Annotated in this window: 12 protein-coding genes; 6 read left to right on the top strand and 6 right to left on the bottom strand. The window is 69.3% G+C overall.

The genetic code is table 11. The features are described from left to right. Positions 1-36 precede the first annotated feature (36 nt). From GOHSU_RS12470 to GOHSU_RS12455, 4 genes are all read left to right on the top strand, one after another. On the top strand, positions 37-807 hold the full coding sequence (locus GOHSU_RS12470; RefSeq protein WP_005942212.1) for a DeoR/GlpR family DNA-binding transcription regulator: 771 nt from the start codon (positions 37-39) through the stop codon (positions 805-807). Next, positions 804-1,751 (top strand): 1-phosphofructokinase family hexose kinase, encoded by a 948-nt coding sequence (locus GOHSU_RS12465; protein ID WP_005942210.1) that lies wholly within the window; start codon positions 804-806, stop codon positions 1,749-1,751. The genes GOHSU_RS12470 and GOHSU_RS12465 overlap by 4 nt, the downstream gene beginning before the upstream one ends. A gap of 25 nt (positions 1,752-1,776) precedes the next feature. Beyond that, positions 1,777-3,957, top strand: a complete 2,181-nt coding sequence (locus GOHSU_RS12460; RefSeq protein WP_005942208.1) for a PTS fructose transporter subunit IIABC — start codon at positions 1,777-1,779, stop codon at positions 3,955-3,957. 70 nt (positions 3,958-4,027) lie between these two features. Further along, a complete protein-coding gene (locus tag GOHSU_RS12455) occupies positions 4,028-4,288 on the top strand; it encodes an HPr family phosphocarrier protein (RefSeq protein WP_005942206.1) in 261 nt (86 codons plus the stop codon). A 66-nt stretch (positions 4,289-4,354) separates the two neighbouring features. Here the strand turns inward: GOHSU_RS12455 and hflX are convergent, their stop codons facing one another. From hflX to GOHSU_RS12435, 4 genes are all read right to left on the bottom strand, one after another. Beyond that, positions 4,355-5,779, bottom strand: a complete 1,425-nt coding sequence (gene hflX, locus GOHSU_RS12450; protein ID WP_005942204.1) for a GTPase HflX — start codon at positions 5,777-5,779, stop codon at positions 4,355-4,357. A gap of 82 nt (positions 5,780-5,861) precedes the next feature. Then, positions 5,862-6,761, bottom strand: a complete 900-nt coding sequence (gene dapF / locus GOHSU_RS12445; protein ID WP_005942202.1) for a diaminopimelate epimerase — start codon at positions 6,759-6,761, stop codon at positions 5,862-5,864. 9 nt (positions 6,762-6,770) lie between these two features. Further along, positions 6,771-7,709 (bottom strand): tRNA (adenosine(37)-N6)-dimethylallyltransferase MiaA, encoded by a 939-nt coding sequence (gene miaA, locus GOHSU_RS12440; protein WP_005942200.1) that lies wholly within the window; start codon positions 7,707-7,709, stop codon positions 6,771-6,773. Next, complete coding sequence (locus GOHSU_RS12435) at positions 7,706-8,428, bottom strand: class III extradiol ring-cleavage dioxygenase family protein (RefSeq protein WP_005942198.1); 723 nt, start codon at positions 8,426-8,428, stop codon at positions 7,706-7,708. The genes miaA and GOHSU_RS12435 overlap by 4 nt, the downstream gene beginning before the upstream one ends. Positions 8,429-8,597: 169 nt before the next feature. On the opposite strand from GOHSU_RS12435, the gene GOHSU_RS12430 reads away from it, so the two are divergent. Next, a complete protein-coding gene (locus tag GOHSU_RS12430) occupies positions 8,598-9,947 on the top strand; it encodes a DUF349 domain-containing protein (RefSeq protein ID WP_005942196.1) in 1,350 nt (449 codons plus the stop codon). Here the strand turns inward: GOHSU_RS12430 and GOHSU_RS12425 are convergent. Both GOHSU_RS12425 and miaB read right to left on the bottom strand, forming a co-directional pair. Further along, positions 9,944-10,729 (bottom strand): Rv2732c family membrane protein, encoded by a 786-nt coding sequence (locus tag GOHSU_RS12425; protein ID WP_005942194.1) that lies wholly within the window; start codon positions 10,727-10,729, stop codon positions 9,944-9,946. The two genes, GOHSU_RS12430 and GOHSU_RS12425, sit on opposite strands and share 4 nt — an antisense overlap. 66 nt (positions 10,730-10,795) lie before the next feature. After that, a complete protein-coding gene (gene miaB, locus GOHSU_RS12420) occupies positions 10,796-12,346 on the bottom strand; it encodes a tRNA (N6-isopentenyl adenosine(37)-C2)-methylthiotransferase MiaB (protein WP_005942191.1) in 1,551 nt (516 codons plus the stop codon). Positions 12,347-12,460: 114 nt separating this feature from the next. Between miaB and GOHSU_RS12415 the strand changes: the two genes are divergently transcribed. Beyond that, positions 12,461-12,798, top strand: a 338-nt coding sequence (locus GOHSU_RS12415; protein ID WP_005942189.1) for an ATP-binding cassette domain-containing protein, incomplete at its 3' end; no start/stop codon positions are given.

Below are 12,798 nucleotides of genomic sequence, written 5' to 3'. Positions count from 1 at the left end.
CGCCCCGTATTCGTGGACTCTACGCAGGGAGCCGGCGTGTACGCCGAAGAACGACAGCAGGCGATCGCCAGCGAGGTCCGCGCACGTGGACGCGTGGCGGTCACCCAGCTGGCACAGCGTTTCGAGGTGACCGGTGAGACCGTGCGCCGCGACCTGGCGGTGCTGGCACGGCAGGGCGTGGTGCAGCGGGTGCACGGCGGGGCCGTCCGTCCCGACATCGTCGCCGTGATCGATGAGCCTGACCTGGCTCAACGGGAGCAGTCCCGGCTCGCCGAGAAGACCGCCATCGGCCGGGCCGCGCAGGCCTTCCTGCCGCCCGCCGGCGGCTCGGTCATCTTCGACGCCGGTACGACGACACTGCGCGCGGCACTGGCGCTGGCCGGCGACCGCGATCTGGCCGTCATCACCAATGCCCTCCCGCTGGCCACCCATCTCTCGACCCTGCCCCGGTGTGAAGTGACCGTGGTCGGTGGACGGATCCGCGGGAAGACGCAGGCAGCCGTGGGCGCGACGACCGTCGACACCCTGCGCCGGATGCGCGCATCGGTGGCGTTCATGGGCGTCAACGGGTTGAGCCTGGACCATGGTCTGTCGACCCCCGACCCCGATGAGGCCGCCGCTAAGCGGGCGATGCTGTCGGCCGCCAACACCGTGGTCGTGCTGGCCGATTCGTCCAAATTCAACCGGGAAGACCTGGTCAGCTTCGGTGATCTGACCGATATCGACGTCCTCGTCACCGACGCCGAAGCCGACCCCTCACTGATGGCCGACCTGACGGCCCTGGATATCGAAGTGGTGATCGCATGATCGTGACCGTGACGGCCAATCCCAGCGTGGACCGGACGGTGGAACTACCCGGCCCGCTCACGCGCGGCGAGGTGCTGCGCGCCCGGAGCGTCCGCAGTCAGCCGGGCGGTAAGGGCATCAACGTCGCTCGCGCGATCGCCGAAGCCGGACTGCCGACGCTGGCACTGCTCCCGGCCGCGCCCGGCGATCGGCTGCTCAAACAACTCGATTCGGCAGGTCTGCCCTATCGCAGTGTGGTGATCGACGACGATGTCCGCGTCAACCTGACGCTGGCCGAACCCGACGGCACCACGACCAAGATCAACGAGGCCGGCGCCGAACTGTCGCCCACCGCCCTGGCGCATCTGACCGACCTGATCGTCGACTGCTCGGCGGGTGCCTCCTGGGTCGTGCTCAGTGGTTCGCTCCCCCCGGGGGTGCCGGCGGACTGGTACGTCGGCGTCACCGTCCGGCTGCATGCTGCTGGACTGAAGGTCGCTGTGGACACCTCCGGTTCCCCGCTGCTGGCGATCCCGGGGGTGCGGCCCGACCTGCTCAAGCCGAACGCTTTCGAACTCGCTGAACTCACCGGCGGTGACGGCGCGATGCTCGAGGCCGCCGCGGATGCCGGTGATCTGGCCCCTGCGGCCACGGCGGCCGCGTCGCTGGCCGAGCGGACCGGCGGCACGGTCCTGACCACTCTGGGCGGCGCGGGGGCGCTGCTGACCGTCGGTGCCGACACGTGGTTCGCCACCCCGCCGCCGGTGCGGGTGCGCAGCACGGTCGGGGCCGGCGATGCCTCTCTGGCCGGCTACCTGATCGCCCAGCAACGCGGGTCCGCTCCGGCCAAGTGTCTGCGCACCGCAGTCGCCTACGGTTCGGCCGCCGCCGCGCTGCCGGGCACCACCCCGCCGACGCCGAAACAGCTCGATCTCGCCGGCGTTGCTGTCCGGCAACTGTCCTGACCGGCCGACTAGTGAAGGAAATCCCATGTCCGAACCGATAATCGTGCCGGAGCTGGTTCTGCTCGACGCCGATGCCGGTGGCGATGCCGCCGCCGTGATCAAGCGTCTGGCCCAGTTGCTCGCCGAGGCCGGGCGCTGCAGCGACCCCGGCGAACTGGCCGAGGCTGCTCTGGAACGCGAAGCCAAATCGCCGACGGGGCTGCCCGGCGGTCTCGCCATTCCCCATGCCCGGGTCGACTCGGTCAGCACCGCCTCGCTGGCCATGGCGCGGCTGTCGCACAAGGTCGACTTCGGCGGACCGGACGGACCGGCCGACATCGTCTTCCTGATCGCCGCCCCCGCCGGAGCGGGGTCCGAGCACATGAAGCTCCTGAGTTCCCTGGCCCGGGCGCTCGTCCGGCCCGATTTCGTCGCCGAGCTGCGCCAAGCCCCCGACACCGAGGCCATCGTCACGCTGGTCGGCGAGGCGGTCGCGCCTAAACCGGCCGCTGCGAAACCGGCCGCCGAATCTTCCGCGACCCGGCCGGCGTCGGCCCAGACTTCGGCGGCGGCCCAGACTTCGGCGTCGGCCCAGACTCCTGCGGGGGCCACAGCGCCTGCGGCCGGATCCTCCGGCGCGGCGGCGGACCCGGAGTCCGCCGGAGAGCTGATCCTGGCGATCACGGCGTGTCCGACGGGTATCGCACACACCTACATGGCCGCCGATGCGCTCAAGCTCGCCGCCGAGCGTGCGGGGGTGGAATACCTGGTGGAGACACAGGGCTCCTCGGGCACCACCCCGTTCACCGCCGATCAGATCAAGCGGGCCGGCGCCGTCATCTTCGCCACCGACGTCGGAGTCAAGGGCCGCGAACGTTTCGCCGGTAAACCGGTGATCGAATCCGGTGTCAAACGGGCCATCAACGAACCCGATGCGATGCTTGCCGAGGCACGTGCGGCCGCGACCGATCCGCACGCCCGGCGCGTCGCCGCCGGTGACGGCGGGTCCTCGGCGGAGGAGACCGGCGCCGGGGTCGGCTTCGGCGGCCGGCTGAAGCAGGCCCTGCTCACCGGCGTGAGCTACATGATCCCCTTCGTCGCCGCGGGGGGCCTGCTGATGGCCCTGGGATTCCTGTTCGGCGGCTACGAGATCGCCAACGCGAAGGTCTGCGTGCCCAGCGGGCTGGACGAGGGCACCGTCCTGTATCCCGCTGCCGGGTGTATGGACGGAATGAACGACGCTGCGTTCTACGCGTTGAACAACAGCCTGTGGAATCTCCCACCCGGTGGCGTCATGCAGTATCTGGGCGCGGTCTTCTTCGCGATCGGCAGTCTGGCCATGGCGTTCATGGTCCCCGTACTGGCCGGGTACATCGCCTATGCGATCGCTGATCGTCCCGGTATCGCCCCGGGTTTCACCGCCGGTGCGGTCGCTCTGGCCGTCAGCTCCGGCTTCATCGGCGGCTTGATCGGCGGCCTGTTCGCCGGTGTGGTGGCGCTGTGGCTCACCCGGCTGAACCTGCCGCGGTGGGCGGCCGGCTTGATGCCGGTGGTCATCATCCCGTTGTGCGCCTCGCTGGTCGTGGGCGTGATCATGTACATGTTCCTCGGACGCCCACTGGGATGGGTCAACGAGCAGATGACCGACGGCCTCAACAGCATGAGCGGCGGCTCCAAGATCGCCCTCGGTGTGGTTCTTGGCCTGATGATGTGCTTCGACCTGGGCGGCCCGGTCAACAAGGCCGCCTACGCCTTCGGCGTCGCCGGATTGGGGCTGACTTCGGCCGGTGTGGCGCAGTGGCAGATCATGGCCGCGGTCATGGCCGCCGGAATGGTACCGCCCCTGGCGCTGGCGCTGGCCTCGACGGTGTTGCGTCCGGGCCGGTTCACCGATCCCGAGCGCGAGAACGGCAAGGCCGCCTGGCTGCTGGGTGCCTCGTTCATCTCCGAAGGCGCCATTCCGTTCGCCGCCGCCGATCCGCTGCGCGTCATCCCGCCGATGATGATCGGCGGGGCGGTCACCGGTGGTCTGGTCATGGCCCTGGACGTGCAGTTGCGGGCCCCGCACGGCGGCGTATTCGTCCTGTTCGCGATGAACGGTACCTGGTGGAAGTTCCTGATCGCGCTGGCCGTGGGCACGGTGGTGGCGGCCGTCGGTGTCATCGTGGCCAAGGCGATCGGCACCACTTCCGAAGAGGCCGCCGCGCAGACCGTTGCCGCGCAGTAAGTTCGACGCAGGAACACCGTTCGTCACCCACTTATCGACGCTGTTCATCCACAACGAAAGGGACCCAGAAATGCCCAGCACCACCGTGACCGTCGGTTCGGCCGTCGGCCTGCACGCTCGTCCGGCCACCATCATCGCCGAGGCCGCCATGGCCCTGGATGCCGATGTGACCCTCGCCGTCGAAGGCGGTGAACCGGTGGACGCCGGCAGCTCGCTGATGATCATGACCCTGGGCGCCGAGAAGGGCGCCACCGTCATCGTCGAGAGCGATGATCAGGATGCCGTCGATCAGATCGCGGCCCTGGTCGCCCAGGATCTGGACGCCGAGTAGTCCGCCGCGAGTCGGGCCGGGCACCTTTCACTGCGGTGCCCGGGCCGACTCGGCGGTCCCGCGGGGTCAGTCGATCCGCAGGTCGGCGTATTCGGCGGCGATCGCCTTGGGCATGCGCACCCGGACGCGCGTGCCCTCGGCGGTGTGATCGGTCTCCAGCACGTGCGCATGCTGATGGAGTCGAGCCATCACCTCACCGCGGGAGAACGGCACCGCCAGCACCGCCTCCACATCGCCGGCTTCCACGAATTCGGTGATCCGGGCGAACAGCTCGTCGATGCCCTCCCCCGTCCGTGCAGACACGAAGACCGCGTCGCGGTACTCGGCACGCAGCTGCGTCATCCGGGCGGCATCGACGGCGTCGATCTTGTTGATGACCAGCAGCTCCGGCGGCGGATCGATCTCTTCGTCATCGAAGACCTCGTTCAGGACGTTTCGTACCGCGGAGATCTGCTTGTCCGGGAAGGCATCGGCGCCGTCGACGACGTGGATGAGCAGATCGGCGTGCACCGCCTCCTCGAGCGTGGACCGGAAGGCTTCGACCAGCTGCGTCGGCAGATGCCGGACGAACCCGACGGTATCGGTGAACACCACCTCGTGTCCGTCGGCGAGCCGGGCGCGCCGGGTGGTCGGATCCAGCGTGGCGAACAGGGCATCCTGCACCAGCACCCCCGACCCGGTCATCGCATTGACCAGGGAGGATTTACCGGCGTTGGTGTAGCCGACGACGGTCAGCGCAGGTACCGGGCCGCGGCTGCGTTGCGCACGTTTGACCGTTCGCGCGGTCTTCATCCCGCGGATCTCCTTTCGGAGCTTGGCCATCCGCTCCCGAATCCGACGACGGTCGGTCTCGATCTTGGTTTCACCCGGACCACGCAGACCCACGCCGCCGTTGCTCCCGGCCCGGCCACCGGCCTGACGGGACATCGACTCGCCCCAGCCTCGCAGCCGCGGCAACATGTATTCCATCTGCGCCAGCGAGACCTGCGCCTTGCCTTCCCGCGAGGTGGCGTGCTGAGCGAAGATATCCAGGATCAGGGCCGTCCGGTCGATCACCTTGACCTTCACCACCCGCTCCAGCGCGGTCAGCTGGGCCGGGGTGAGTTCACCGTCGCAGATCACGGTGTCGGCGCCGGTCGCCAGCACGATCTCGCGCAGTTCCTCGGCTTTACCCGATCCCAGGTAGGTCGCGGCATCGGGTTTGGGCCGTCGCTGGATCACCGCGTCGAGCACCTGCGAGCCGGCTGTCTCGGCCAGTGCCGCCAACTCGGCCATACTCGCCTGCGCCTCGTCGGCCGTCCCGGTGGTCCACACCCCGACCAGGACCACCTGCTCGAGCCGCAGCCGGCGGTATTCGACCTCGGTGACGTCGGTCAGTTCTGTGGACAGCCCGGCTACCCGCTGCAGGGCGGTACGGTCGTCCAGCTGAAGTTCACCGGTCGTCGGCGTCGTCGACGATACGGTTTCGGTCGTTTCATGCAATTCAGTCATATGGCATCCATGATGCCCGATGCTCGGGTCTGCGTGCATCCGAATTTCTCTGCTCGCGTCTCCGCCGACTGTCGCGGCCGGTTCATCGGCCCGGAAAACCGCCGGTCACCTCGCCGTGTGCGATCAGCCGCGACGGTCCACGCAGGTAGCTCTGGCCTGCCCGCAGCGTGACCGTCACGGTGCCACCGGGCACCGTCATGACCACCACGCCCGCGGCGCGGCCGAGTCGATGCAGTGCGGCGACCGCCCCGGCCACCAGGCCGGTGCCGCACGACCGGGTCTCCCCGACCCCCCGCTCGATCACGCGCAGGTGGGAAGCGAAGGCGCCGGTCGGCGCGGCGTCCGGTTCCAGGGGTGTCAGGATCTCCACGTTCGCCCCGCCCGGAAAACGGCCGGCCACCAGGACCGGTTCGGCCGACAAGTCGAGCGCGGCCAGCGTCTGCGGGGTCAGACCGTCGACGACGCACGCCAGATGCGGATTACCCACATCGATCGCCTCACCGGTCAGCTCGCGGCCCGCGATCGTGACCGTACTGCGCCCGTCCAGGCGTGCCCGACCCATGGCGACGGTCACCTCGGCAGCGCCGTCGTCCCAGGAATGCAGCGTCACCGGGCGCGGCCCGGCGCGCGAGGCGACCACGAACTCGTCGGCGCCGACCAGACCGGCCGCGCGACAGTAGTGCGCGAACACCCGCACTCCGTTCCCGCACATCTCCGCCAGCGAACCGTCGGCGTTGCGGTAGTCCATGAACCAGTCGTCCCCGGCGACACCGGCGGGCAGTTCGGCCAGCACCCCGGACCGCACCAGCGCCCCGGCGCGGGCGACGCGCAGGACTCCGTCGCCGCCGATCCCCCGCCGCCGCTCGCACAGCGCACTGACCAGCTGTGCTGTCAGGTCCAGCGCTCCGTCCGGATCAGGCAGGATCACGAAATCGTTCTCGGTGCCGTGACCTTTGGCGAAGGGCAGCGGGGCGGTGCTCACAGGTGAAGGTTACCGACCCGGCGCGGCCGTCTCCGACAGGACGCTCAGCGCTTGCCCGGTCAGATCGGCCGCAGCCGCATCCAGCCAGCGCACCCGATGGTCGCGGCGGAACCAGGAGCGCTGTCGTCGCACATAGCGGCGTGTGCCGATGAAGGTGCGCTCCTGGGCTTCGGCCAGATCGTAGGCGCCGTCGAGATGGGCCAGGATCTGCGCGTAGCCGATCGCCTGGGCCGCGGTCTTCCCCGATCGCAGTCCCTGGTCACAGAGGGCGGCCACCTCCTCGACGAACCCGGTGGCGAACATCGACGCGGTACGGAGCCGGATCCGTTCGTCGAGGGCGGCGGTCTCGCGGTCCAGGGCGATGATCCGGGTGTCCCAGCGCGGCCGGCCGATCGTCGGCGCCGAGGCGGCGAACGGGCGGCCGGTCAGTTCGATCACCTCCAACGCTCGCACGATCCGCCGGCCATCGGAGTCCAGGATGGTGGCGGCGGCGGCAGGGTCCACCTCGGCCAGCCGCCGATGGAGGGCACCGGCGCCCAGGTGCGCGAGTTGCTCTTCGTAGCGGGCGCGCACGACCGGGTCGGTGGCCGGAAACCGCCACCCGTCGAGCAGACCCTGGATGTACATCATCGAACCGCCGACGATCACCGGCGTCTTTCCTGCGCGCAGCAACTGTTCGACATCGGCGCCGGCCGCCTGTTGGTAGCCGGCCACCGTCGCCGTCTGCGTTACCTCGAGCACGTCGAGCTGATGATGGACGATGCCGCGTCGCTGGTCGACGGGAATCTTGGCGGTGCCGATGTCCATCCCGCGGTACTGCTGCATCGCATCGATGTTGATGATCTCTCCGCCGAGCTCTTCGGCAAGATCCAGCGCCAGGTCACTTTTGCCGCTGGCGGTCGGACCGATCAGCGCGACCGGTATGGGCTGGTCGGCCGCGCCGCTCATGGTGTTCCCACCGGCTGCAGGGTGGCCACGGTGTACCCGACCCCGAACGGCGCCGCGGCATAGCCGACCCGGCTGGTCATGGGCGGCAGCGAGGACAGCACGCCGGCCAGCACCTGCCAGGCCGCCCGCGTCTCGACGCCCTCGGTCGCGCACTCGTCGACCGGTAGCCGGCTCAGGCCGTCCGGATCGACGGCGGCCACCGCGGCGTCGATCCGTCGTTGCAGCGCCCACGCCGAAGCCCGCTCACCGCCGCCGGGCGCCGCGGGGCTCAGCGCGGTCGCACCGTCGGCCACCACCAACAGGCCGATGTTCTGTTCGGCGGACGCGGTGATCGCCGCCAGGTCCGCACCCAGTGCGCCCGCCGCCGCCGGCGTCGTTTCCGGATCGACGATGACCGGGCTCACCGAGGACGGCTGGGGTCGGCTCTGTCCGGCGAGCCAGCCCGCCAGCAGCATCGACAACGGCGGCGGGGCGGTCGACTCGCTCGGATGCGGCAACCGGATCGGTACGGGCACCCCGTAGGCGCCGAAGTCGCCACTGACAGCGCAGTGGTCTCCGGTGCCGACGCCCACGGCGATCCACTGTCCACTGGCCTGCGCGAGCCGATTCCCGGCAGCAAGGACCGCTGCGCGCACGGGTTCGGTATCGGTCGCTGCCGGACCTGCCAATTCGGGCACCAACAGGGGGGCACTGGGGATCACCGCGATCTGAGCCAACACCCCTGCGACGCTACCGCGGTGGCCTCAATGTCCGCGCCCTGCCCCATCGCGCCCGGGGAACTGTTTGAATGAACAACGGAAACGACGAACCGCACGACATGCAGCCGGCGACGGCCGCGGTTCAGGCAGCCGTGACGCGCGGCGCGAGCGAATGAGAAGGCGACTACCGATGAGCACCCCGAACCAGCCGACCCCCGACACCACTCCGCGCCCCGGCCCCCGGCCGGGTCCGCGACCGGGACCACGTCCGGGGCCGCCGGCGGGTGGGCGCCCGGCTGTCGCTGCTCCGCACACCGATCTGGGCGACCCGCATCAATTCGGGCGCATCGATCAGGACGGCACCGTGTGGCTGATCACCGGTGCCGGTGATCGACAGATCGGGTCCTGGCAGGCCGGTACCCCGGCTGAGGGAATGGCGCACTTCGCCCGCAAGTTCGCCGACCTTGCCACCGAGACCGAGATCCTCGAGGAGCGATTGTCCGCCCGATCCGGCGATCCCCGCAAGACACAGACCGCCGCCCAGCATCTGCTCGAGGCATTGCCGACCGCGCAGGTGATCGGCGATGTCGACGCCCTGCACGCCCGGCTGACCGCGATCGTCGAACGGGCCGGTGAACTGACCGGTCAGGTCAAGAAGCAGCGGGCACAGGCTCGCGCGGCAGCGCTGGCACGCAAGGAGGAACTGGCTACCGAGGCCGAGAAGATCGGTGCCGAATCGACCCAGTGGAAGGCCGGCGGCAACCGGCTGCGCGACATCCTCGAGGAGTGGCGCACCATCCGTGGTTCGGACAAGAAGGCCGAGGATGCGCTCTGGCGCCGCTACGCCAACGCCCGCGATGCGTTCAACCGGCGCCGCGGCGCCCACTTCGCCGAACTGGACCGCGAACGCGCAGTGGTCAAGACACGCAAGGAAGAACTGATCGCCGAGGCCGAGCAGCTGTCGGCCTCGACCGACTGGGCGGCCACCGCGGCCAAGTACCGCGATCTGATGGCCCAGTGGAAGGCCGCCGGCCGCGCACCGCGCGACACCGACGACGCCCTGTGGGCACGTTTCAAGGCTGCCCAGGATGTGTTCTTCTCGGCCCGGAACGCCGAACTGTCCGAGCGCGATGCCGAGTTCGAACAGAACGCTCAGGCCAAGCTCGAGTTGCTGGTCGAGGCGGAGAAGAACATCGATCCGGCCGCCGACCTGGACGGCGCCCGCCGGGCCTTCCGGACGTTCCGGGATCGCTGGGAGGAGATCGGCAAGGTCCCGCGTGATCAGGTGCAGTCGCTGGAGGGCCGCGTCCGGACGCTGGAGAAGAAGATCCGTGCGCAGGAGGACTCCGAATGGGCGCGCACCGACCCCGAGGCGCTGGCCCGGGCCGCACAGTTCGCCGAACGTGCGGCAAAGCTCACCGAACAGGCAGAGAAGGCGGCAGCCGCCGGCAAGGGGTCCGAGGCTGCCGCGCTGCGTGCCCAGGCCACGCAGTGGACCGAATGGGCACAGGCGGCCGAGAGCGCGGTCGGCGAGCGCTAGTCGGTGTCGGTCGCCTCGGCGTCGGCCTCGTCTGCGGCGACCCGGTCGGCTTCGGCCTTGGCCGCCTTGCCGGCACCGGATTCGGTCTTGTCGGTGGCTGATCCGGCACCGCCCGCGGCCGCGCCGCCCGGCTGCTGGTAGGAGCGCCTGGGCAGCCCGGAAGCACGCCGATCACGCAGTGCGCGGTTGAAGTTCTCGTGGATGGCCGCCTGCTCGCGACGTTCGGCCTCCAGCGCCATCTGGTACGAGCTGCGTGCCCAGACCACGCGCGACCAGTGGAAGGTCATCACGATCATGACCAGCCAGCCCAGGATCAAGCCCGCACCGGGCCCGCTGGGCGGTTCGATGCCGCCCACACCGGTGGTGTTGCGCGTCCAGATCGCCAACAGTCCGGCCACCGAGGCGACAGCCGAACCGCACAATGCGATCCAGGCGATCACCCAGCGGCGGGTAAGCAGCGCCAGCATCGAGAAACCGATCCCGAAGACCACCATCAGCCAGATGAAGATCTGCGACGGCAGGGCGATCCGCTCATCGTGCGCGGCCGTCGACATGGTGAGCACGTCCACACCGCGGGCACCGCCGGCATGGGGAATCAGCAGGGAGACCATCGCCAGCAGGACCAGCACCCCCACCACCAGGGCGCGTGCGCCCGGGTCGATCTCGCCGGCCACCTTGCGTTCGGCCTTGCGCAGATCCTTCTCGTAGGCGCGCAGCGCCTCGCGGTCCTGACTGGCCGTCGGCGGCTGCGGACCACGCTTGTCGCCCGGAAGCTCACTCATCGGTTGCTCATCTCCTCATCTGTCCGGCGTAGACCGCCGGATCACTGCTGTGGCTGTCTGCGTCGATCAGCAGCAGCCGCCGCTGCCGCACGCATCGACCGGTTCGGTGTTCTGTTTTCGCCCGAGGCTCGGTAGTCCCAGCCCCACACCCACCGGCGGGGTGGTCGGTGTGGTTCCGGCGGCATGGGCGTCACCGGCCCGGGTACGACGGTGCGCGGTGACGCCGCCGTCGGCGATCAGGTGGTGCGGGGCGGCTTCGGTGATCACCGTGTGCACCACATCACCCGGCCGGATGTCCGCTGCGCCCTCGCCCGGCTGGAAGTGCACCAGCCGGCCGTCGCGGGCACGGCCGCTCATCCGGCCGGTCTCCGAGCTCTTGCGGCCCTCCCCGGCCGCGACGAGCAGTTCGACCTCGGTGCCGATCAGCGCCGTACCGGCCTCCAGGCTGAGGCGGTCCTGCAACGCGATCAACCGCCGGTAGCGGTCGGCGACGACTTCCGGCGGCACCTGATCGGGCATGGTGGCCGCCGGAGTGCCCGGCCGCGGCGAGTACTGAAAAGTGAAGGCGCTGGCGAACCGGGCGGCCTCGACCACCTCGAGGGTCTGCTGGAAGTCCTCTTCGGTCTCCCCCGGAAAGCCCACGATGATGTCGGTGGTGATCGCCGCATCAGGCATGACCTGCCGCACTCGCTCCAGGATGCCCAGAAACTTGCTGCGCCGGTAACTGCGCCGCATCGCCTTGAGGATGCGGTCGGACCCCGATTGCAGCGGCATGTGCAGCTGGGGGCAGATGTTCGGTGTCTGCGCCATCGCCTCGATGACGTCGTCGGTGAACTCCGCCGGGTGCGGTGAGGTGAACCGGACCCTCTCCAGACCTTCGATCCGGCCGCATGCACGCAGCAGCTCCGCGAAGGCGCCGCGGTTGCGCGGCATCTCGGGGTCGGCGAACGACATGCCGTAGGCGTTGACGTTCTGGCCCAGCAGCGTCACTTCGAGCACACCCTGGTCGACCAGTGCCTGCACCTCGGCGAGCACATCGCCGGGCCGGCGGTCCACCTCTTTGCCCCGCAGCGCCGGAACGATACAGAAGGTGCAGGTGTTGTTGCAGCCCACCGACACCGACACCCAGCCGGCGTACGCGGACTCGCGCTTGGCCGGCAGCGTCGACGGAAAGGCCTCCAGTGACTCGACGATCTCCACCTGCGCGGCCTCGTTGTGCCGGGCGCGCTCGAGCAGCACCGGAAGCGAGCCGATGTTGTGGGTTCCGAAGACCACATCGACCCACGGCGCCTTCTCCAGCACGGTGTCCTTGTCCTTCTGCGCCAGGCATCCGCCGACGGCGATCTGCATCCCGGGCCGGCGCTTCTTCATCGGCACCAGATGCGACAGGTTGCCGTACAGCTTATTGTCGGCGTTCTCCCTGATGGCGCAGGTGTTGAAGACCACCAGGTCGGCGTCGTTCTCGGCTTCGGCGCGCACATAGCCAGCGTCCTCGAGCAGACCGGCGATGCGCTCGGAATCGTGCACATTCATCTGGCAGCCGTAGGTGCGCACCGTGTACGAACGCTGCACCCCTCCGGTCTCGGACGGTGCACGTTCTTGCAGGGCACTACTCACGCCTCCCAGGATACGGGCCCGAGCAAATCCGTCCGCGCCACTGCCGGGGAACCCGCGACACCAGTGACCGGTACCACTAGGGTTGTGCCCATGCCATCACCGAGCGAAGCTCCCATGATCGCGATGACCGATGTCCAGAAGCACTACGGCGACCTGCATGTCCTCAAAGACATCGACCTGACCATCCCCAAAGGTCAGGTGGTCGTGGTGCTGGGACCGTCGGGTTCGGGAAAGTCGACGCTGTGCCGGACGATCAACCGGCTCGAACCCATCGATTCCGGCGAGATCCGGATCGGCGGTGAACTGCTGCCGGCCGAGGGCAAGGATCTGGCACGGCTGCGCGCCGATGTCGGCATGGTCTTCCAGTCGTTCAACCTGTTCACCCACAAGACGATCCTGGACAATGTCACCCTGGGACCGATCAAGGCACGTAAGGAGAAGAAGTCGGTCAA

The sequence above is a fragment of the Gordonia hirsuta DSM 44140 = NBRC 16056 genome (assembly GCF_000333015.1).
Taxonomy (GTDB): domain Bacteria; phylum Actinomycetota; class Actinomycetes; order Mycobacteriales; family Mycobacteriaceae; genus Gordonia; species Gordonia hirsuta.
The sequence above is the reverse complement of the archived record's forward strand: the minus strand, read 5'-3'. Positions and strand labels throughout refer to the sequence as shown.